Raw genomic sequence first — 19,690 nt, forward strand, 5'->3', positions numbered from 1 at the left:
CCAGGTCACCTCTCGCTGTCGAGATCGGCCATCAGGGGTGTCGGGTAGCGGTCGCCGCGCACGGCGTCGCGCGGGACCAGGTCGTCGAGGCGGGCGAGGTCACCGGCGTCGAGCGAGACCGCGTTGCTGGCGATCATCGACTCGATCTGCTCCGGGCGGCGTGCGCCGATGACGGGCAGGACGTCCTCGCCCTGCGCGGCGACCCAGGCGATGGCCAGCTGCGCGACGGTCGCCCCCTTCTCCGCGGCGATCTCCCGCACGCGCGCGACGAGCGCCTCGTTGTGCTCGAGGTTGCCCTCCTGGAAGCGCGGCATCATCGGCAGCGCCCCTTCTCTGGCACCGCTGCCGCCGATGAGCCCGCGCGAGAGCACGCTGTAGGCGGTGATGCCGATGCCGAGCTCGCGGCAGGCCGGCAGGATCTCGTCCTCGATCGTGCGGGTCAGCAGCGAGTACTCGATTTGCAGGTCGCTGATGGGTGCCACCGCGGCAGCGCGCCGGATCGTCTCCGCACCGACCTCGCTGAGCCCGATGTGGCGGACGTAGCCCTTCTCGACCATCTCCGCGATCGCGCCGATGGTGTCCTCGATGGGCACGTCGGGGTCGAGCCGGGCGGGGCGGTAGACGTCGACGTGGTCGACGCCGAGGCGCTGCAGGGAGTAGGTCAGGAAGTTCTGCATCGCGGCGGGTCGCGCGTCGAAGCCGACCGACGCGCCGCCGGGCCCGCGCAGGGCACCGAACTTCACCGAGAGCACGACCTCCTCGCGGCTGCGGCCCCCGAGGGCGCGGCCGATGAGCGCTTCGTTGTGGCCGCTGCCGTAGAAGTCGCCGGTGTCCAGGAAGTTCCCCCCGGCGTCCAGGTAGGAGTGGATGAGCCGGACGCTCTGGTCGTCGTCGGTCTGGCCGTAGGCTCCCGACAGGCCCATGCAGCCCAGGCCGGGCGAGCTGACGGACGGACCGGTGGCGCCGAGGCGGCGGGTGGTGAGCTGAGCTGTCATGCCACCACGGTGCGCCCACCCGCGGCACCTCGCCCAGGCCCGGCACATCCAGGGACCGGTGCTCCCTGGCTGACCGGCGCGGAGAGAGCGATGATGGAGGTGTGATCGACCGTCCGGGACTCGCCGACTTCCTGCGCCGCCGCCGGGAGTTGCTGCGCCCCGCCGACGTGGGAGTGCCCGAAGGGCTGCGCCGCCGCACGCCCGGCCTGCGGCGGGACGAGGTCGCCCAGCTCGCCGGGATCTCCACCGACTACTACACGCGGCTGGAGCAGCGCCGCGGATCGCATCCGTCCGAGGCGGTGGTGGCCGGGCTGGCCCGCGCGCTGCGCTTCACCCTCGACGAACGCGACCACCTGTTCCACCTGGCCGGGATGACCCCGCCGCCGCGCCGGGCCGGCGGGCACATCCGGCCGAGCTTGATCAGCCTCGCCGACCGGCTCACCGACGTGCCGGTCACCATCTGCACCGACCTCAACGAGGTCCTCTGGCAGAACGCGCTCTCGATCGCGCTGGTGGGTGACCGGAGGCAACCGGGCGCGCGGCACGGCAGCATCGTGTGGCGCTGGTTCACCGAACCGGGGATGCGGAGCGAGATCCCGGAAGAGGATTGGCCGCACCACTCGTCGGCCCACGTCAGCGACCTGCGCGCCACCTACTCCCGCCGGGCCGGGGAGCACGACATCACCAGCCTCGTCGAGGACCTGCTGGAGCGCAGCGACGAGTTCCGCGAGCTGTGGGAGCGCCACGAGGTCGGCGTCCGCCACACGGACCGGAAGCGGTTCCTGCACCCGGAGGTCGGCGCGGTCGAGGTCAACTGCGAAACGCTGCTCACCCCGGAGGCGGACCTCAAGTTCCTCGCCTACTTCCCCGCCGAGGGCACCGACGCCAGGGAGAAGCTGGATCTCCTGCGAGTCATCGGGATCCAGGACCTCCGCCCGAGCCCCTGACGGACCCGGACGACGGGTTCCTGTACGTCCCGAGGGCAGGCGGTGAGGCCGAGGGCGCGGTGGTCAGGCATCGCGGTGCGGCCCCTCTCGGCCGCGGTGGCGACCAGGGTCCAGCCCGAGCCCCGCTACCAGACGGCTCGAACCACCGGTCGAACCCCGCCCGGGAAAGCTCCACTCGAACACTGCCTCGACCCCGAAACCGCGCTCTGACCAGGGACTTCCGGTCCCTGTGCGCGACGTCACGCCCGGGGTTCCGAGGAGCCGTTTTCGCTGGTCGTCCATGAACACCATCGATTACCCTCCGCAATCGATCAGGGTTCGCAGGCCCATGTATCCCCTGTTCGGAGGATGGCTTCTTGAAGCCACGACTACCCGTCGTTACCTTCGATGAGGCGAGCTACGGAGCGGTCACGGCGTCAGCCGTCCCCCGACGCAACCGGAGCCCCCGCCGGTTGTGACCGCCCCCGACTCGCACCCCCGACATCCACCCCGCGCCCCCGAGAGGAAGCCGTGCTCCGCCAGCGTTTCCAGAAGCTGCTTCCGGTGTCCGACCGCGAGGACACCACTCGCCTGACGCATCGCCTGGCCGCCGCCGCGGTCCTGGCCATGGCGACGATCGCCCCGACCGCTCAGGCGCTCGCAGCTCCCGCCCCCGAACCGGCGCCTGCTGTCGCCCCCGCAGCAGCGTCCGCCGTCGCCCCCGCGCCGCAGACCGCCCCGTAAGGCACCCACGAACTGAGGTGGGCCGGAATGTTCCCCCCTTCCGGCCCACCTCTTCCCAATTCAGCTCACCGACGCCGCTTGCCGCGGAACGTGTAGTGGCCCGGCCCCGGCGTGTCGAAGGTCGTCTTGCCGTGCGTCATGTTCCGGCTGAACCGGCCGAGCTTGAAGCCCCACGACGTGACGCGCGTGTTGTGGATGTTGAGGTAGAGCGGACCTAACCTGACCCGCCGGTGCAGGTGAAATCCCATGCCTGAACCCTTCCGCAGAACGTCGCTTCAGCCCGCGCGAGTCGACCTCGCCAACCGGGCACATCACTCAGCACATCACAGATCGGACATCCCCAGCCAGGAACCGATCTTCCCCGCGGGCACCGACCCGTACGGCGGCGGGCATCGAACCCACGCGGGAGCCGGGTTACAGTACCTTCCCTACCGCTGGGTAGGACCCGTTGCGCGGGTACGTCGCACACGCCGTCGTTCGAGGTCGACAGATGAACCGTTGGTTGGGCCGGTTGACGCGGGCTTGGTGGCAGTGGGCGCGCAACGGTGCGGCGATCACCGCGCGGACGCGGGAAGGCCGCAGCTTCGGCGCCATGGGAGCGCGCAGTCACCTGGCGTTCCCGCAAGGTGCGCTGACCGGCACCGAACGCATCCACGTCGGCTCGGACTGCATCATCAACGAGCACACCGTGCTCTCGGCCGGACTCCCCGGTGCCCTCCTGGGCGACGGCGAACCGATGATCGTGCTGGGCGATCGCTGCGTGCTCGGGCGCAACTCCGAGATCCTGGCGATGTCCTCGGTCGTGCTCGGCGACGACGTGTGGACCTCCAGCCGGGTCACGATCGTCGACCACCACCACCGGCACGACCTCACCGACGTGCCCGTCGCGTCGCAGTGGCCGCTGCCGGTCCGGCCGGTGATCATCGGTTCGGGAACCGTGATCAGCACCGGTTCGGTCATCCTCGCCGGGGCGCAGATCGGCGAGAACTCGATCGTCGCCTCCGGCGCTCAGGTGACGGCAGGCGTCTACCCCCCGAACAGCGTGCTCGCCGGAGTGCCGGCCCGCGTCATCCGCACCCACTCCCCCGTCGAAGCCGACGCCGTCTGAGGGGTCCTCGCAGCATCACGGTGCTTCGCGCTGCGGGATCAGGTGGCGAGGAATTCCAGGGCGAGGACCTGGGCCTCGCCGACGCCGAAGCCCAGCAGCGCACCGGTGGCGATGAGCATCCACTCCTCCTCGCGGAAGGCCGGGCGCAGCAGCTCCTCGAACTCCTCGGCGTCCAGCTCCTTCATCTTGCTGACCAGGGTGTTGCGGATGTCCATGGCGTCGGCGGCGTAGTCCTCGACGTAGCTCATGGTCTCGGGGAGCCTGCCCATCACCATCTCGGCGATGCGGTTCTTGAGGTCTTGGTAGCGACGCCCGCCGACGGCGAAGACCACCAGCGGTTTGGCGATGCTGGTGCGGCGGCTGAGCTCCTCGTCGACCTTGCGGGTCACCAGCGCCAGGACCTTGTCCGACAGAGGCCCGCGCATGACCTCCTCGATGACGTTGCGCGGGGTGATGATCTCCCTCGCGATCAGCTCGCCGTAGGCCTCCGAGACCTCCTCCCTGCGCTTGAGGAACAGGCCCTGCCACTCGAAGAGCCCCAAGTAGGTCTTGGGCTGCTGCGGGCGGAAGATCATCTTCAGCGCGAGCCAGTCGGTGAACCAGCCCGTGAACAGGCCGAACAGGGGCATCAGGATCGGGGCCTTGAACACCACCCACGCCGACATCTGCACCAGGCCGATGATGAAGCCGAACACCGCACCCGAGCGCCGGATGAACTGGAACTCCTTGTCGCCCGCCTCCAGGAAGATCCGGTTCAGCAGCTCCTTGTCCCGCACCAGCGCGCTCACGACCATGGACTTGAGGTCGAAGACGTTGTCCACATCGGACTTGATCTCGTCCATGATCTCCGACAGCATCCGCGGCGCGTCGTTCTGCACCCGCTGGATCATGCCCCGCCGCACGATCTTCGGCATCGCCTCCCAGACCGCGGGCTGGTAGGTGGAACCGACCTCTTCGACGATCTCCTCGATCGCGTGCCGCAGCGGCTTCTCGACCTCGGCGACGATGCGTTCGGGGTCGAGCCGCTCCACGACCTCCTGCGGGCTCAGCAGCTGCTCGGTGAGCGTGTCGCAGGCGATCCCGGCCATCTTCGCCGCGTGCTTGGGAACGATTCCCTGCCAGCCCAGCCACGGCTTCTTCCCGCGGAAGTCCACGGGGTAGAACATCATCTTGATCGCGAGGATCTTCGTGACGTAACCGATCAAGGCGGCCACGAGCGGGATCGAGAGGTAGAGCAACCAGTGCTCGCCGAAGTCCTGGAGAATCGCGCCCAACTCGCACCCCTCACCCGAAATCCCCTGAACGCCTGCGCAACGGCTGCGACCCTACCTCGCGCGGGTCACCCGTCCAGGGTGTCGCCGGGCGACGCGAGCACGGTCGGATCGCACCGCTTCCAGAACCGGGCGCCGAGATCGGACAGCCGCACGCTGCGGCGCACCGCCTTCGTCGACCTCGCCGAGCGCAGCGCTTCCCGGATCCGTGCCTCGGTCTGCAGGATCTCGTACTGGTCGTCCATGTTCTCCAGCTCGGGACCGATCTCGACCAGCCCCAGCGCGTGCAACCGCGTCAGGTAGTGCGGAACCTCGTCGTGCAGCGCCACTCCCACCGCCCGCCCGACGGTGGATCCGTTGCGCATCACGAACTTGCTGTTGCCACCGATGCCCGCGCGCTCGGCGACGTGCACCACCGGGTAGGCCGCGCCGTCACCGAGACCCGCGAGGATCCGTGCCTCGTCGGGCGTGATCAGGCGCAGGATCGCGGCGTAGAAGTGCTCGCGGGCCTCCGCCTTGCTCGCGGTCGCCGAGCGGAACAGGAGCTCGGACATGGCCTCGCGCAGCCCGTCCTGGGCGTCGGCGTCCTCGTCGTCGGTCGCTTCGGGCGCGGCGTTCCCGGTGAGGTCGCCGTCCGGTTCCTCCTGATCGCGCTCGTCGACCGAGTCGAGCCAGACGCGCACCCCCGAGGCCACGACCTTCTCGACGGCCTGCACCTGGCGTTGCACCTCGACACCGCCGGGCAGCTCCCTGACCAGGTCGATCCCGGTGCGCGCGACGTCACGGCCGACCCTGCCCGCCAAGCCGAGCAGGCCGCCGATCACGTTCGACCCGGCCCGCTCGTCCTCGGCGGCGTGCGGCTCCTCGTCCTTGCGGCTGAGCTCGATCTCCCCTGCCACGCGACCCCCTACCGTTGCCCCGACTGCTCGTTGATCCCCGCTCAGGCGATCAACGATCCGCCGAGTATCACCCGGCCCGCCCCGCGCGGAACAGGTCGGGGTCGATCCCGGATCACCGCGAGGCCGTCCTCCCCGGGCGGCGGGCATCCTCGATCGCGGACGCCCAGGCGCGCCGTGCAGCACCGGCTCCAGGCGTGACTTCGTTTCAGCGCGCGGCTACGCGGGCATGGCTGTGCGTGGAGTGGCCGGCTGACATGGAGGAGCGACGGTGGCGAAGAGCAAACCTGACGTTCAGGTGCGCAGGATCTACGAGGAACCGGCCGACCGGGACGGCACCCGCGTGCTGGTCGACCGCGTCTGGCCTCGCGGGCTGAGCAAGGACAAGGCCTCCCTCAGCGAGTGGTGCAAGGAAGTCGCGCCCTCGACGGAGCTGCGCACGTGGTACGGCCACGATCCGGAGAAGTTCGTCGAGTTCGACCGCCGCTACCGAGCCGAACTCGATGAGCCGGAGAAGGCCGAGGCGGTCGAGCACTTGCGCGCACTGGCCAGGCGCGAACGGCTCACGCTGCTGACCGGCACCAAGGACCCGGACATCAGCCAAGCCGCGGTCCTGGTCGACGTCCTGACCGACTGACCCGATGCGGGCGGCGTGCCCGGAAACCGCGGGAGCGACCCGCGGTTCCGGCCCGCGATGGCGGTGTGCGTCACAGGAGAACTCCACTGACCTGCGCAGAGTGGTAGAGGTCAAGGATGAGCACCCCCAGCGACGACCGGGACGGTGACGGCGTCGAGTCGCGGACGCTCCACGTCTCGGACGCCTTGCAAGCGCGTCTGGACACCTTCCGCGAGTCCACCAGTCGCACCACGACTTCCGCGACCTTCGAGGCGATCGCGCATTTCCGCGCCGAGCTGCCGGAGTTGGTGCGCGGTGCTCGTGCCCGGCTCACCTCGCCGGTCGCCGATGAGGCGGAGGTCCGCTACCTAGGTGCGGGACCCGTGCAGCTGCGGCTGCGCCCGGACGCCGCCGGTGCGGAACTGCTGGACCGGCTCTCGGCCAAACTCGGCCTGCCCTGGACGACGTGGGTTCCGGCGGTGCTCAACGCCTACCTGCCCGGGCGCCAGGAGCCCGAGAACATGCCGTGGCTCGTGCGGGAGGCGCCGCGCAGCTGAGCGGGCTCGCCGCTCAGCCGGTGCGCGCGGACCGGTGCAGCTGGACGCAGCACTCGCCGGAACGCGGCTCGAGGGTGGCTGCGGTGCCGGTGGCGCGCAGCCCGGTGAGGAAACCGGCGAGGAAGGCGTGGTTGATGCCGCAGACCACGTCCGGGGATCGCGCCGCGAGCGGGTGGAAGGGGCAGTTGAGCAGCCGCACGCACCCGGGTGACTGGCGGGAGGGTTCGAAGCCGTGTCGCGCCAGCACCTCCTCGGCGAGGGTGAGGGCGCGTTCGACGCCGAGCCTGCCCGGCCGGGAGCGCTCCCGCTCGGCGTCGCCGAGCTGCTGACCTCGTTCGCGAGCGGTGCGCAGCGCGGCTTGCCGGGCGGTTTCGCCCTCCCCCTCGGTGAGCACGGCCTGCAGCAGGATGTCGGCGAGCAGGTCGTGCTGCCGGGGCGGGATGGAGATCCGGATGTCGACGTCCGCCGGTTCGTAGACCTTCGGGGCCCTCCCGACCTTGCGGACGCCGCCGCCCGTTTGGGAGCGGGCTACGAGCAACCCGGCGTCGACCAGCTTGTCGAGGTGGAAGGCGGCGAGCTTGCGGGAGATCCCGACCTCGGCAGCTGCTTCGTCACGGGTCACCGGCCGCCGGGCGCGGCGGATGAACTCGTACATCCCCCACCGCAGCTCGTCGTCCAGGACGGCCACGGTCGCGATCGGAAGCCCCGGGACGTCACCGCTTGCGCTCACCTCACCAGCATAGCGTGATTTGTCCAACACAAGTGGGCCGAACCCCTGATTTCACAGGACACTTGTTTCCGACTCTCAATAAAACTAATGTTTTTTGGTGAAAAGAGAGGAGCTGCCCATGACCCACAGCACCGCACTGCGCGTCGTGCACCAGCCCGACACCGGCATCGACCTCGAAGCAGCCGAACGTGCCGCCGGGCAGCTCTTACGGGCGTTGGGGATCTCCACCGACTCCGAGAGCCTGTCCGGTACCCCGGGCCGGATCGCCCGCGCCTACGCCGAGCTGTTCACACCTCGGCCGTTCGACCTGACGACCTTCCCCAACGACGAGGGCTACGACGAGATGGTGCTCGCCCGGTCCATCCCGGTGCGCTCGGTCTGCGAGCACCACCTGCTGCCCTTCGTCGGAGTCGCCCACGTCGGCTACCTGCCCGGCGAGCGCATCCTCGGACTGTCCAAACTGGCCAGGATCGTCGAGCACTTCGCCTGCCGCCCGCAGGTTCAGGAGCGCTTGACCAAGCAGGTCGCCGACTGGTTGTCCGAACACCTGCAGCCGAAGGGCGTGGGTGTGGTGATCGAAGCCGAGCACACCTGCATGACCCTGCGCGGCGCCCGCGCCACCGGCGCCAGCACCGTGACCTCGACCCTGCTGGGCACCCTGCGCGACGACGCCCGCTCGCGACAGGAGTTCTTCTCCCTGACCGGCGTCCACCGCTGACCGGCACCACGCAGCCTCTCGCGGTCACCTCGGTGATGACACCGATCCGCCGTCCTTCTTCGATCAGAGCGGGCGCTGCCCCCCTCCAGGAATTCACGCTGCTTCTCCCGCGGTGACAGCTGCTTGGCTAGCGGAAGGTATTGCGGCTCCACCACATTCATCGACTAACCCTGGCCGAAGCCCGCGTCGTCAACCGGAGACGGCCTTGTTCCTCAGCACGTTCTTCTGCAGCTTGCCGGTGGAGGTCTTCGGAAGGTCGCCGAAGACGATCCTCTTCGGCGCCTTGAACGCGGCGATCCGGGTTCGGACGAACTCGACCAGCTCGGCCTCGCTCGCGCCTCCGGTCTCGCGCAGGCTGACGAACGCGACCGGGACCTCGCCCCACTTCTCGTCCGGTGCGGCGACGACTGCCGCTTCGAGGACGTCCGGATGGGCGGTGAGTGCGTTCTCGACCTCGATGGAGGTGATGTTCTCGCCGCCGGAGATGATCACGTCCTTCATCCGGTCGCGCAGTTCGACGTAGCCGTCGGGGTGGCGGACTCCCAGGTCACCGCTGCGGAACCAGCCGTCGGTCGTGGCGTTGTCGGTGGCTTCGGGATCGCGGTAGTAGCCGAGCATGACGTTGTTGCCGCGCAGCAGGATCTCCCCCGGCGTCAGGCCGTCGGCAGGGACGTCCTCGCCGTCGGGATCCGTGACGCGGACCGGTTCGGCGACGACGTTGCCGATGCCCTGCCGGGCGATCAGCCGCGCGCGGTGCTGCGCGTCGGCCGCGTCCCACTCCGGCTGCCACTCGCAGACGACGGCGGGACCGAAGGTCTCGGTGAGCCCGTAGAGGTGCCGGATGTCGAAGCCGAGCTCGCCCATTCGCGCCAGCAGCGCCGGCCACGGCGGTGCGCCCCCGGCGAAGACCCGCAGCACGTGGTCCAGGTCCCGGGCCTCGGGGTGCTCGGCGAGCATCGACAGGACGGTGGGCGCGGCGCAGAAGTGGGTGATCCCCTCCTCGGTGATCGCCCGCCAGATCGCGCCGGGATCGACCTTCCGCAGGCAGTGGTGCACACCCCCGGCAGCGGTCACCGCCCACGGGAAGCACCAGCCGTTGGTGTGGAACATCGGCAGCGTCCACAGGTACTGGGAGGACGTGTCGAGCTTCGCGTGGTAGGCCATCGCCAGGGCCTGCAGGTAGGCGCCCCGGTGGTGGTACATCACGCCCTTGGGGCGGCCGGTGGTGCCGCTGGTGTAGTTGATCGACAGCAGCGATCGCTCGTCGGCGACCTCGACGCGGTGCGGCTCGGCGCCGTCGACCAGCTCGTCGTAGGACTCGGAGTCGATCACCGGGATCGGCTGCTCCCCCAGCGCGTCCCGGTGCTCGGCGTCGACCAGGACGAGGCTCGCTCCGCTGTGCTCGAGGATGTAGGAGATCTCGGCCGGGGCGAGCCGGGTGTTGAGCGCGACCAGCACCGCACCCGCCAGCGGCACGCCGTAGTGGGCTTCCAGAAGCAGGTGCGTGTTCGGCGAGAGCACCGCGACGCGGTCGCCGGGCTCGACACCCCGCGCGGCCAGGAGCCCGGCCAGCCGCTGCGCGCGCTGCCACAGCTGGGCGTAGGTGTCCCGGCGCTCGCCGTCGACGACGGCGGGCCGGTCGGCGAACACCGCGGCTGCTCGTTCCAGGAAGGACACCGGAGACAGTTCCCGAAAAGCGATCCCGGTCAACGCGAAACCTCCCTCTCGCCCGTCGTCGGGCGGGCGGAGCATAACCAACCGGATCGCCTCGGGGCGAGGGTCGGAACTCCTGGCCGCGGGAGTTGTGCGCACCGTCGTCGAGGAGGTCAGCGAGGGCCGAAGCCTACTTCGACGGGCGAGTTCCTCACGACGTTCTCCCGGTGGCCGCGCGGGAATTCGCCTCCCCCCGCGGTCCGCTCACCGCTGCCCGTCCGCGGCGGTGGAGCCGCCGCCGCGCGCGAGGCCGACGTCGAGCACGAGCGCCTGGCGACGCTGGTGGACGGTGAGGTAACGCAGACCCTCGGGTCCTGCCGTGAACTGGCGGCGGGACCGGCGCGGGAGCCACACCAGCGCTCCCGCGCTGAGCTCCACGGTGTCGAGTTCGGTCTCGAGCTCGCCGCTGCCGGCGAGAACGTGGATCAGCACGTCCAGGTCCGGGCCGACGTGCGCGTCGATGCGGCCGTTCGCGGACAGCGCGATGATGTTGGAATCCAGGTCCCGCTCGCGGAAGGGAAGCGTCCACACCGCGCCCGCGGCTCCGCCGTCGGGGACTTCCTCGGCGGTGTTGAGCAGGACCCTGGGCAGCGGGGCGGCCGCCAGCTTGGTGATCTTGATGCGCCAATTCCCGGGCTCGCGGCGGAGGTAGTCCCACCGGTGGCTGCCCGGGTGTTCCACCTCGAACTCGTCCCGCAGGTGCTTCGGGTCGTGGTCGTTGATCAGCACGAACCCATCACCGACCGGCAACGAGGCGTAGGTGGTGAAGATCGTGGGGTGCTTGTCCGGCTTGCGCAGCGGGCGCACGTCCAGCTCCTGGTCCGGCTGCGGGGACAGCTCCACCGGCATCGACTCCTCCTGAAGAGTTCTTACAAGTCAACCTTGTGTAAACTCTACGACACGGCCTTCGCCATCGGCGCGTGACCCGACGGCCGCACGGGCCGGCGACTTCGCCGCCACCAGGAGGAAGGTGACAGCATGCCGAGCCGGAACACCAGGCCGCAGGACGGCACGGGCCGACGCGGCGACATCGTCCGGGCACTGCGCACGGCGGCACGTCCGCTGCCGATCGCGGAGATCGCCGACCAGCTCCAGGTGCACCCGAACACCGTGCGGTTCCACATGGACGCCCTCGTGGCGAACGGCCAGGTCGAGCCCGTCAGCCCGGAGCACCGGACTCCGGGCAGGCCGCCCCGGCTGTTCCAGGCCGTCGCGGGGATGAACCCGACCGGGCCCCGGCACTACCGGCTGCTGGCCGAAGTCCTGGTCGACGCCATCGCCGCCGAGCCCGACCGAGCCGACCGCGCGGTCGAGGCCGGCAGCGCCTGGGGACGCAAGCACGGCACAGCGACGGGCGCGCACGACTCGGGCCAGGCCGTCGACGACCTCGTCGCGCTGCTCGACGACATCGGCTTCGCCCCGGAGAGGGAGACCGATCGCGAGTCCGGCGGTGCGCCGCAGATCAGCCTGCGGAACTGCCCGTTCCTCGAATTCGCTGCGACCGAGCCGCAGATCACCTGCGCGATCCACCTGGGCCTGATGCGAGGAGCGGTGGGCGCGGAAGAATCCCCGATCACGGTCGAGCGGTTGGAGCCGTTCGCCGCACCCGACCGGTGCGTCGTCCACCTGGCCACCGCCGAGCGGGATTGATGATCACGACAGCGGGGAGATCATGAGCGAACCCGATCCCCAGGGCGACCCGGCCTGCTGGCTGGCGCGCGTCTGCCCGGAATGCGGCCGCATCGCCGACGAGGACCCACCCACCCGCTGCCAGAACTGCGGCGCGGAGATCGACCCGGACGGCGAGTGATCAGGCGACCTCCACTACGAGGTCTTCGGCCCGGATCTGGGGGAATGAGCGTCAGAACTCGAAGCCGCCGGGCTTGCCGTTGCGGTCGGCGACGAGACCGGCGAGCGTCGCGATGGCGATCTCGGGCGGGGTGCGGGAGCCGATGTTAAGGCCGATCGGCCGGTGCACGCGCTCGATCTGGACGTCGTCGACGCCGAGGTCGCGCAGCGCTTGGACGTGCGGGCCCGCGTGGCGGGGGTTGCCCATGATCCCGATCCAGCGCGCCTCGTGCTGCAGGGCATCGCGCAGCATCGGGCCGAGCTCGTCGCGGTGGTGGTCGGTCACGACCACATCGGTGCTCGGGCTCAGCTCCGGCATCCCGGTCAGCGCGTCCAGGCCCGCCGCCCGGTGCGGGTCGGGTTCGACGAGCATCGTGTCGTAGCCGAGGTCCCGGCCGTAGCGCAGCAGGTGTTCGGCGACGGGCGAGGCGAAGACGGCCGCCAGCACTCGACGTCCGGATTCGCTCGGCACTTCACCGTGCGCGACCGCGCACGCGACATCCTCGGTCATGCGCCCAGCATGCCAGCCGCGCTACGGCCGGGACCACTCCCGCTACAGCCGGGTCGCCGTCGCCAGCCAGGCCGGGACGTCGACCTGCTCGCCGTCCGCGACGCCGAGGACCTGGGCGTGCTCACCCCTGGCGACGCCCTGGTAGGTGGTCGGGCGGACTCGTTCCAACCGCCAGCCGTCGGCGAACACGCTCGGGAAGACCGACTCGGCGACCCGCGGCCCCAGCGCGGGCTCGACGTCGGCCAGCGCCAGCACGTGCACCGTCGCGCCAGGCCGGCACACGCCGTGCAGGCTGCGCGCGTAGCGGCGCTGGTCGTCCTCGCCGAACACGTGGAACAGGGCGCTGTCGACGACCGTGTCGTAGGGCCCGCCGGTCAGCGCCAGCGCGTCGGCGACCGCGAAGCGCGCGACCACATCGCGATCGGCGGCGTTGTCCTCGGCGAGTGCGATCGCGCGCGGCGCGGAGTCCACGCCCAGCACGTCGTACCCGAGTTCGGCGAGCAGGATGGTGTGCTCGCCGGTGCCGCAACCGGGGTCGAGCACCGCTCCCCCGATCTCGCCGTCGCGTTCGAGCTCGACGATCGCCCGCTGCGGCGCACCGATCACCCAAGGTGCGGTGCCCGCCACATACGCCTCGTCGAATACTGAGCGATCCACTGACGTTCCCATGATGTGTCCCCTTCGTTCGAGCAGGTCACATCAGCGTGCAACCTCCACCTAACTGGAGGTCAACGCTGCCGGGCCCGCGGTGCGCAGTGATGCGCGCCACTCGTCGATCGATTGGGAATTACCGGGTCCTCACTTATGTTGGTTGATAGTGACAGACTCAAGTAGATGGCGGCGATGCTTCGCAACACCGCCACGAGGAGGTTGAGAATGGCGACGTTCTTCGGACCGGTCGGTGGCCCGTTCGACGAGTACTTCGCGCGCTTCTTCGGGGCCGACGACGCCACGTCCGGCTCTCGCCGCGTCGACATCACGGAACTGATGACCGAGCAGGCGCAGCAGCTGGTCGGCGAAGCAGCGAAGTTCGCCCGTGACCGGGGTCAGGGCAGCCTCGACGCCCTGCACCTCGTGTGGTCGGCCGCCAAGCAGGAGCCGACCCGGGCGCAGCTGGCGCAGGTCGGCGTGGACACCGAATCGTTCGCGAAGCAGGTCGAAGGACACCTGCCCGCGGCGAGCGGACAGGTCGACGACGAGTCGATCTCGTTGACGCTGGCGGCGCGCACCGCGCTGGCCGACGCCCACCGGGTGGCTCGTGCGCTGGGTTCGACCTACATCGGCCCGCAGCACCTGCTGCTGGCGCTGTCGGCCAACCCCGAGACGGAGACGGGGCGCCTGCTCGCCTCCGCCGGTGCGGGCCCGGAAGCTCTGCGAGACGCCGGTCAGCGCCCCGCCGCGCCGCAGCAGGCTCCGCAGTCCAGCCCCAGCGGCGGCGCGACGCCGACGCTGGACGAGTACGGCACGGACCTCACCGAGCGGGCCCGCGATGGCCACCTCGACCCGGTGATCGGCCGCGCCGACGAGATCGAGCAGACCATCGAGATCCTGTCCCGCCGCACCAAGAACAACCCGGTGCTGGTCGGTGAGGCCGGCGTCGGCAAGACCGCGATCGTGGAGGGCCTGGCCCAGCGCATCGCCTCCGGCGACGTCCCCGAGGTGCTCACCGGCAAGCGGGTCGTGCAGCTGGACCTCTCGGCGATGCTGTCCGGCACCCGCTACCGCGGTGACTTCGAGGAGCGGATGACCAAGGTCATCGACGAGATCTCCGAGCACAGCGGCGAGCTGATCGTGTTCATCGACGAGCTGCACACCGTCGTCGGCGCCGGTGGTGCCGAGGGCGCGATGGACGCGGGCAACATGCTCAAGCCGCGGCTGGCTCGCGGCGAGCTGCACGTCGTGGGTGCCACCACGCTCGACGAGTACCGCAAGAACATCGAGAAGGACCCGGCCCTGGAACGCCGCTTCCAGCCGGTCCAGGTTCCCGAGCCGAGCGTGGCGGACACGATCACGATCCTGCAGGGCTTGCAGGAGCAGTACGAGCAGCACCACAAGGTGTCCTACACCGATGAGGCGGTGCAGGCGGCCGCGAAGCTGTCCGACCAGTACATCAACGACCGGTTCCTGCCCGACAAGGCGATCGACCTGATCGACCAGGCGGGTGCGCGCAAGCGCCTGAACTCCGGGATCTCCGACGACACCGAGTTGCGGGAGCGGGTCGAACGGCTGGAGCAGCAGAAGAACGAGGCGGTCGCCGCCGAGGACTACGAGCGCGCCTCAGCGCTGCGCGACGAGATCACCGCCGCGCAGGGACGTCTGGAACAGGGCGTGTCGGGCGTCGTCGAGGTCGGTCCCGCCGACATCGCCGAGGTCGTCTCGCGGGCGACCGGGGTGCCGGTGTCCCGGCTGACCGCCGAGGAGAAGGTCCGGCTGCAGAGCTTGGAGTCGGAGCTGCACCAACGGGTCGTCGGCCAGGACGACGCCGTGCGGGCGCTGTCCCGCGCGGTCCGGCGCTCCCGCAGCGGTCTGGGCGACCCGAACCGCCCGGTGGGCAGCTTCCTGTTCCTGGGCCCGACCGGCGTCGGCAAGACCGAGCTCGCCAAGGCCCTGGCGGAGTCCCTGTTCGGCGACGAGCAGCGGATGATCCGGTTGGACATGAGCGAGTTCCAGGAGCGCCACACGGCCAGCAGGCTGGTCGGCGCCCCGCCCGGGTACGTCGGGCACGGCGAGGCCGGCGAGCTGACCGAGTCGGTCCGCAGGAACCCCTACTCGGTGGTGCTGCTCGACGAGATCGAGAAGGCGCACCCGGACGTGTTCAACACGTTGCTGCAGGTCCTCGACGACGGACGGCTGACCGACGGTCAGGGCCGCACGGTGGACTTCAGCAACACCGTGCTGATCATGACCAGCAACCTGGCTTCGGAGGTCGTCTCCAGCGCGGGCGGCAAGATCGGCTTCACCGCCGGCAGCCCGACCCAGGACCTGGAGGAGCGGGTCATGCCGAAGCTCAAGGACGCCTTCCGCCCGGAATTCCTCAACCGCATCAACGAGATCGTGGTGTTCAAGCGCCTCGACGGCGAACAGCTGCACACCATCACGCGGGCGCTGCTGTCGACCACCACGAAGCGGCTGGCCGGGCTGGGCATCGACGTCGTCTTCGACGACGACGCGGTGGCCTGGGTGTCCGACCGCGGCTACAAGCCCGAGTTCGGGGCGCGGCCGCTGCGCCGGGCCATCGAGCGCGAGGTCGACGACCGGATCAGCGACCTGCTCCTGGACGGTCAGCTGACCGAGGGCACCCGGCTGCGGGTCGGCACCCGCGACGGTGGTCTGGACTTCCAGGTGGAGTCCCCGGTCGCCGCGTGAGCTGACGAGTCACCAGGAGGCGGGCACCTGCGGGTGCTCGCCTCCTCTCGTGCGCGGACGACCCGACGCGGATTCGCGTTTCACCTGGTCATGGCATTGCGGGTTGCTGGGGTCGTCCCCCGGATTGACCCTTCACAGCACGTTCCCACGTTGCGATACTTGTTCAACCAGGCGGGATTGACCCGGTGGAGGTGAGCGATGCTCCCCAGGGACGAGCAGCGCCGCCTGCGAGAGATCGAGCGACAGCTCGTCGACGACGATCCCAGGCTCGCGCGCAGGCTGAGCCAGACCAGCATGTTCGGCTACGTGCGCGCGAACGTCTCCGCACGGTTGGCGATGGTCGCCTGCGCCGGAGTGCTGTCGATCATGTGCGTGTTCCTCAACGAGGGCGCGGCGGCCCTGACCGCTGCGACGCTGGCCGGGATCCTGCTGATCTCCCGCAACTGGCGGCTCGGCCTCGACTGATCGTCCACTGTGGCCGGAGGATTCCGCGCGGCCCCGCGGATGCGCTGCGCCCGAACGCCTCGCGGCTTCCCGCTTCCCCACACGCCGAGGTGTGTCGGTTTGGTGCGTGCGCGCGCCCACGAGGAGAATCGGTTGCCGGACTGATTCTTCCGCGGTTGGGAGCTCGTGATGACCACTGTCGCCTTCCTGGGCACCGGCACGATGGGTGCGCCGATGGCGCGGAACCTGGTGGCCGCCGGGTTCGACCTGCGGGTGTGGAACCGCACGCGCAGCCGGGCCGATCCGCTGGCCGAGTCCGGCGCCGTCGTCGTCGACTCCCCGGCCGAGGCCGCACGAGGCGCGGACGTGCTGGTGACGATGCTGCTCGACGCGGAGGCCACGCTCGCCGCGGGCCGTGAAGCGGCCGCCGCCCTCGATCCCGGCGCCGTGTGGGTGCAGATGGGCACCATCGGACTACCGGGCATCGAGTCGGTGTGCCGGGCCGCGGCCGACACCGGTGGCGTCGCCGTCGTGGACGCCCCGGTGCTGGGCACGAAGGTCCCGGCGGAGAAGGGCGAGCTGGTGGTGCTGGCGGCCGGTGCTCCGGAGCTGCGAGACCGCGTGCAGCCGGTGTTCGACGCGGTCGGTTCCCGCACCCAGTGGGTCGGCGAGGACCCGGCCCTGGCCGGCGGGTCCAGGCTGAAGCTGGTCGCCAACAACTGGGTCCTCACCCTCACCAACGCCGTGGGCGAATCCATCGCGCTCGCCGAGGACCTTGACGTGGACCCGTCCCAGTTCCTCGCCGCCATCAAGGACACCGCGGTTGATTCCGCCTACGCGCACATGAAGGGCGCCGCGATCATCAGCGGTGAGTACCCACCCGCGTTCACCCTCTCGGCCGCCGCCAAGGACGCCGGGCTCGTGGCCCAGGCGGCCAGCGACGCGGTGCGGCTGGACCTCGCCGAAGCGGTCAGGGCCCGGTTCGCCCGAGCCCTGACCGCCGGACACGCCGACGAGGACATGGCTGCGGTGTACTACGCGTCGAAGCGGTGAATCACCGCGCTCGCCGCGGCGCGTCGACGGTGAACGCACCGCGCAGCCGGACGTCGCGGGACGATTCGCCGACGTGGACCCGGTACTCGCCGGGCGCGACGGACCAGTCCCGCGTCAGCTCGTCCCAGTAGGCCAGGGCGCGGTCGGTGAGGGTGAACTCCACCGACGCCGCGCGTCCCGGTTCGAGGGTGAGCTTCGCGAAGCCCTTGAGCTGCTGCGGAGGCTGCGGCACGTCCTCGCGCGGGGAGGGCAGGCCGAGGTACAGCTGCGGCACCGCGTGGCCCGCGCGCGAGCCGGTGTTGGTGACCACGACGCTCACCCGGTCGCCGCTGATCCGCAGGTCGGAGTAGGCGAAGGAGGTGTAGGACAGGCCGTGGCCGAACGGGAAGGCCGGTTCGATCTCCTGCGCGTCGTAGTGCCGGTACCCGACGAACACGCCTTCGGTGAAGTGCACGTCCAGGCCCTCGCCCGGGTAGCGAGCGGCATCGCCGGCGGTCGGGGTGTCGTCGTCGCTGTCCGGGAAGGTCAGCGGGAGCCGGCCGCCGGGGTCGACGTCGCCGAACAGCACCCTGGCGATCGCGGTTCCCGCGTTGGCGCCCGGGTACCAGGCCTCCAGCAGCGCCCGCGTCCGGTACCGCCACGGGGTGCGCACCGGCCCACCGGTCTCCAGCACCACGACGGTGTTGGCGTTGGCCTCCAGCGCCGCGTCGATGATCGCGTCCTGGTTCGCCAGCGGGTTGCCGAGCGCGGGCGGTGGGAACTGCGCGATGCCCGAGTCCAGGTCGAGGTTCGGCTTGTCCAGGAACTCCGACATCATGTCCGAGGCGATCACCACGACGACGTCGGCGTTGCGAGCCGCTTCCGCCGCGGCCGCCGGGGTCTTGCCCGGTTCGTGGACGACGGTGATGCCTGCCTCCGCGCCGCGCTGCGCGATGCCCTGCAGCGGTGAGATGTAGCTGTAGGGGGTGGTCGAGGACGAACCACCGCCCTGCACGAACTCGTCGGCGGCCTCTCCGATCACCGCGATGGTCTTGCCGCGCAGCGCGCTCGGGTCCAGCGGCAGCAGCCCGTCGTTGCGCAGCAGGGTCATGCCCTGCTCGGCGACGTGCCCGGCGGTCTCGAGGTGAGCCGCCTTGTCGATCTGGCTGTCGTCGTCCGGGTACTCGGCCCGGTCGAAGATGCCGTGCGAGAACATGGTTCGCAGGATGCGGCGGACATGTTCGTCCACATCGGACGTCGCGGCCTGTCCCGAGGCCAGCGTGGCGCGGATCGCGGCGGGCGAGTAGACCAAGGCGGGCCAGGGCTCGAAATCCATGCCGTTGGCCAGCGAGTTGCCGGTCGAGTGCATCGCGGCGTAGTCGGCGATGGTGTAGCCGGTGAAGCCCCACTCGTGCTTGAGCAGGTCGTTGAGCAGCCACTGGTGCTCGCAGGCGTACTGACCGCCGACCCGGTTGTAGGAGCCCATCACCGCCCCGACGCCCGCTTCGCGGACGGCTGCCTCGAACGGCGGGAGGTAGATCTCGCGCAGCGTCCGCTCGTCGAGGACGGCGTTGTAGAGCATCCGCGACCCGACGACGCCCAGCTGCCCTTCCTGGGTGTAGGCGGCGAAGTGCTTGACGCAGACCATGACGCCTTCGGAGTGCGCTCCGGCGGCCCAGCCGACTCCGATGCGCGCGGACAGCAGCGGGTCCTCGCCGAACCCCTCGAAAGCGCGGCCGGACGTGGGAATCCGCAGCACGTCGACGGTCGGGCCGAACACCACGTCATTGCCCTTGCAGCGCACCTCGTTGGCCACCGTGGCGCCGTAGGTCTTGGCCAGCTCGGGATCGAACGAGGCCGCCAACGACGCGCCGGAGGGCATCGAGGTACCGCTGCCCTGCCGGGATCCCACGGGACCGTCGCCGTAGTACACCGGCGGAATCCCGAGCCGATCGACGCCGTGGCCGGTGCCGGTGTGCCCGAATCCGGCGGCACCGGCCAGATCGTCGCCGCCGAGCAGCGAGATCTTCTCGTCCAGGGTCAGCTCGCGCAGCACCATCGCCGCACGCTGGTCGGGCGAGAGCGCGGGATCGCACCACGCGTGGTCTCCGCAGCGCCCCGGCACGGCTGCTGCCGTCCCGGTGGGCAGAGCGGTGGCCAATCCGGCCAGTCCGGCAGCGGTCATGAGCGTCCGGCGGTTCACTGGGTGCATCTG

Annotated in this window: 20 protein-coding genes and 1 pseudogene; 11 read left to right on the forward strand and 10 right to left on the reverse strand. The window is 70.3% G+C overall.

Annotation, left to right across the window (positions count from 1 at the left end; translation table 11 throughout):
* Positions 1 to 5: 5 nt before the first annotated feature.
* Positions 6 to 995: an aldo/keto reductase gene (locus FHU35_RS00435; RefSeq protein ID WP_246109981.1), complete on the reverse strand. Its 990-nt coding sequence runs from the start codon at positions 993 to 995 to the stop codon at positions 6 to 8.
* Positions 996 to 1,096: 101 nt separating this feature from the next.
* Here FHU35_RS00435 and FHU35_RS00440 point away from each other — a divergent pair, with 101 nt between their 5' ends.
* Entirely contained in the window at positions 1,097 to 1,942 is an 846-nt protein-coding gene (locus FHU35_RS00440; RefSeq protein ID WP_222429247.1) for a helix-turn-helix transcriptional regulator, read from the forward strand.
* Between the two features lie 543 nt (positions 1,943 to 2,485).
* On the forward strand, positions 2,486 to 2,665 hold the full coding sequence (locus tag FHU35_RS00445) for a hypothetical protein (RefSeq protein WP_145735588.1): 180 nt from the start codon (positions 2,486 to 2,488) through the stop codon (positions 2,663 to 2,665).
* 65 nt (positions 2,666 to 2,730) lie between these two features.
* Here the strand turns inward: FHU35_RS00445 and FHU35_RS00450 are convergent, their stop codons facing one another.
* A complete protein-coding gene (locus FHU35_RS00450) occupies positions 2,731 to 2,913 on the reverse strand; it encodes a DUF4236 domain-containing protein (RefSeq protein WP_145735590.1) in 183 nt (60 codons plus the stop codon).
* Positions 2,914 to 3,155: 242 nt separating this feature from the next.
* Between FHU35_RS00450 and FHU35_RS00455 the strand changes: the two genes are divergently transcribed.
* Positions 3,156 to 3,773 carry an acyltransferase gene (locus FHU35_RS00455; protein ID WP_145735592.1) on the forward strand — a complete coding sequence of 206 codons (618 nt, stop codon included), beginning with the start codon at positions 3,156 to 3,158 and terminating at the stop codon, positions 3,771 to 3,773.
* 38 nt (positions 3,774 to 3,811) lie between these two features.
* On the opposite strand, the gene FHU35_RS00460 is transcribed toward FHU35_RS00455, so the two are convergent.
* Both FHU35_RS00460 and FHU35_RS00465 read right to left on the reverse strand, forming a co-directional pair.
* Positions 3,812 to 5,047 carry a DUF445 domain-containing protein gene (locus FHU35_RS00460; protein ID WP_145735594.1) on the reverse strand — a complete coding sequence of 412 codons (1,236 nt, stop codon included), beginning with the start codon at positions 5,045 to 5,047 and terminating at the stop codon, positions 3,812 to 3,814.
* A gap of 65 nt (positions 5,048 to 5,112) precedes the next feature.
* On the reverse strand, positions 5,113 to 5,943 hold the full coding sequence (locus FHU35_RS00465; protein WP_186459197.1) for an Abi-alpha family protein: 831 nt from the start codon (positions 5,941 to 5,943) through the stop codon (positions 5,113 to 5,115).
* A 268-nt stretch (positions 5,944 to 6,211) separates the two neighbouring features.
* Here FHU35_RS00465 and FHU35_RS00470 point away from each other — a divergent pair, with 268 nt between their 5' ends.
* Positions 6,212 to 6,577, forward strand: a complete 366-nt coding sequence (locus tag FHU35_RS00470; RefSeq protein WP_145735598.1) for a DUF488 domain-containing protein — start codon at positions 6,212 to 6,214, stop codon at positions 6,575 to 6,577.
* A 116-nt stretch (positions 6,578 to 6,693) separates the two neighbouring features.
* The gene (locus tag FHU35_RS00475; RefSeq protein WP_145735600.1) at positions 6,694 to 7,113 is read left to right on the forward strand and encodes a hypothetical protein; all 420 of its coding nucleotides are present in this window, start codon (positions 6,694 to 6,696) and stop codon (positions 7,111 to 7,113) included.
* 13 nt (positions 7,114 to 7,126) lie between these two features.
* On the opposite strand, the gene FHU35_RS00480 is transcribed toward FHU35_RS00475, so the two are convergent.
* Entirely contained in the window at positions 7,127 to 7,768 is a 642-nt protein-coding gene (locus FHU35_RS00480) for a helix-turn-helix transcriptional regulator (protein WP_246110145.1), read from the reverse strand.
* Positions 7,769 to 7,961: 193 nt separating this feature from the next.
* Here FHU35_RS00480 and folE point away from each other — a divergent pair, with 193 nt between their 5' ends.
* Positions 7,962 to 8,561 carry a GTP cyclohydrolase I FolE gene (gene folE / locus FHU35_RS00485; protein ID WP_145735604.1) on the forward strand — a complete coding sequence of 200 codons (600 nt, stop codon included), beginning with the start codon at positions 7,962 to 7,964 and terminating at the stop codon, positions 8,559 to 8,561.
* 189 nt (positions 8,562 to 8,750) lie between these two features.
* On the opposite strand, the gene FHU35_RS00490 is transcribed toward folE, so the two are convergent.
* Complete coding sequence (locus tag FHU35_RS00490) at positions 8,751 to 10,271, reverse strand: acyl--CoA ligase family protein (RefSeq protein WP_246109982.1); 1,521 nt, start codon at positions 10,269 to 10,271, stop codon at positions 8,751 to 8,753.
* Between the two features lie 207 nt (positions 10,272 to 10,478).
* Positions 10,479 to 11,123, reverse strand: a complete 645-nt coding sequence (locus FHU35_RS00495) for a DUF2249 domain-containing protein (RefSeq protein ID WP_145735609.1) — start codon at positions 11,121 to 11,123, stop codon at positions 10,479 to 10,481.
* Between the two features lie 129 nt (positions 11,124 to 11,252).
* Here FHU35_RS00495 and FHU35_RS00500 point away from each other — a divergent pair, with 129 nt between their 5' ends.
* Both FHU35_RS00500 and FHU35_RS29105 read left to right on the forward strand, forming a co-directional pair.
* Positions 11,253 to 11,924: a helix-turn-helix transcriptional regulator gene (locus FHU35_RS00500; RefSeq protein WP_145735611.1), complete on the forward strand. Its 672-nt coding sequence runs from the start codon at positions 11,253 to 11,255 to the stop codon at positions 11,922 to 11,924.
* Between the two features lie 22 nt (positions 11,925 to 11,946).
* Positions 11,947 to 12,084 (forward strand): hypothetical protein, encoded by a 138-nt coding sequence (locus tag FHU35_RS29105; protein ID WP_186459198.1) that lies wholly within the window; start codon positions 11,947 to 11,949, stop codon positions 12,082 to 12,084.
* A 51-nt stretch (positions 12,085 to 12,135) separates the two neighbouring features.
* On the opposite strand, the gene FHU35_RS00505 is transcribed toward FHU35_RS29105, so the two are convergent.
* Positions 12,136 to 12,633, reverse strand: a complete 498-nt coding sequence (locus FHU35_RS00505; RefSeq protein ID WP_145735613.1) for an XdhC family protein — start codon at positions 12,631 to 12,633, stop codon at positions 12,136 to 12,138.
* A 42-nt stretch (positions 12,634 to 12,675) separates the two neighbouring features.
* The gene (locus FHU35_RS00510; protein WP_342788479.1) at positions 12,676 to 13,290 is read right to left on the reverse strand and encodes a class I SAM-dependent methyltransferase; all 615 of its coding nucleotides are present in this window, start codon (positions 13,288 to 13,290) and stop codon (positions 12,676 to 12,678) included.
* 219 nt (positions 13,291 to 13,509) lie between these two features.
* Between FHU35_RS00510 and FHU35_RS00515 the strand changes: the two genes are divergently transcribed.
* The 3 genes and pseudogenes from FHU35_RS00515 to FHU35_RS00525 all read left to right on the forward strand — a co-directional run.
* On the forward strand, positions 13,510 to 15,999 hold the full coding sequence (locus FHU35_RS00515) for an ATP-dependent Clp protease ATP-binding subunit (protein WP_145735617.1): 2,490 nt from the start codon (positions 13,510 to 13,512) through the stop codon (positions 15,997 to 15,999).
* A 198-nt stretch (positions 16,000 to 16,197) separates the two neighbouring features.
* On the forward strand, positions 16,198 to 16,464 hold the full coding sequence (locus tag FHU35_RS00520) for a DUF3040 domain-containing protein (RefSeq protein ID WP_145735619.1): 267 nt from the start codon (positions 16,198 to 16,200) through the stop codon (positions 16,462 to 16,464).
* 162 nt (positions 16,465 to 16,626) lie between these two features.
* A pseudogene (locus FHU35_RS00525) lies at positions 16,627 to 17,496 on the forward strand (NAD(P)-dependent oxidoreductase); the annotation flags it as partial.
* A gap of 1 nt (position 17,497) precedes the next feature.
* Here the strand turns inward: FHU35_RS00525 and FHU35_RS00530 are convergent.
* Positions 17,498 to 19,687, reverse strand: coding sequence for a beta-glucosidase family protein (locus FHU35_RS00530; protein ID WP_145735623.1), 2,190 nt, complete (start codon positions 19,685 to 19,687; stop codon positions 17,498 to 17,500).
* Between the last annotated feature and the right edge of the window lie 3 nt (positions 19,688 to 19,690).

Origin of the sequence: Saccharopolyspora dendranthemae (assembly GCF_007829955.1) — a bacterium.
GTDB classification, from domain to species: domain Bacteria; phylum Actinomycetota; class Actinomycetes; order Mycobacteriales; family Pseudonocardiaceae; genus Saccharopolyspora; species Saccharopolyspora dendranthemae.

Coding starts and splice junctions, on each gene's coding strand:
- FHU35_RS00435 (WP_246109981.1), bottom strand. CDS start 995: ATGACAGCTCAGCTCACCACCCGCCGCCTCGGCGCCACCGGTCCGTCC.
- FHU35_RS00450 (WP_145735590.1), bottom strand. CDS start 2,913: ATGGGATTTCACCTGCACCGGCGGGTCAGGTTAGGTCCGCTCTACCTC.
- FHU35_RS00455 (WP_145735592.1), top strand. CDS start 3,156: ATGAACCGTTGGTTGGGCCGGTTGACGCGGGCTTGGTGGCAGTGGGCG.
- FHU35_RS00475 (WP_145735600.1), top strand. CDS start 6,694: ATGAGCACCCCCAGCGACGACCGGGACGGTGACGGCGTCGAGTCGCGG.
- FHU35_RS00480 (WP_246110145.1), bottom strand. CDS start 7,768: ATGTACGAGTTCATCCGCCGCGCCCGGCGGCCGGTGACCCGTGACGAA.
- folE (WP_145735604.1), top strand. CDS start 7,962: ATGACCCACAGCACCGCACTGCGCGTCGTGCACCAGCCCGACACCGGC.
- FHU35_RS00495 (WP_145735609.1), bottom strand. CDS start 11,123: ATGCCGGTGGAGCTGTCCCCGCAGCCGGACCAGGAGCTGGACGTGCGC.
- FHU35_RS00500 (WP_145735611.1), top strand. CDS start 11,253: ATGCCGAGCCGGAACACCAGGCCGCAGGACGGCACGGGCCGACGCGGC.
- FHU35_RS29105 (WP_186459198.1), top strand. CDS start 11,947: ATGAGCGAACCCGATCCCCAGGGCGACCCGGCCTGCTGGCTGGCGCGC.
- FHU35_RS00505 (WP_145735613.1), bottom strand. CDS start 12,633: ATGACCGAGGATGTCGCGTGCGCGGTCGCGCACGGTGAAGTGCCGAGC.
- FHU35_RS00515 (WP_145735617.1), top strand. CDS start 13,510: ATGGCGACGTTCTTCGGACCGGTCGGTGGCCCGTTCGACGAGTACTTC.
- FHU35_RS00520 (WP_145735619.1), top strand. CDS start 16,198: ATGCTCCCCAGGGACGAGCAGCGCCGCCTGCGAGAGATCGAGCGACAG.
- FHU35_RS00530 (WP_145735623.1), bottom strand. CDS start 19,687: ATGCACCCAGTGAACCGCCGGACGCTCATGACCGCTGCCGGACTGGCC.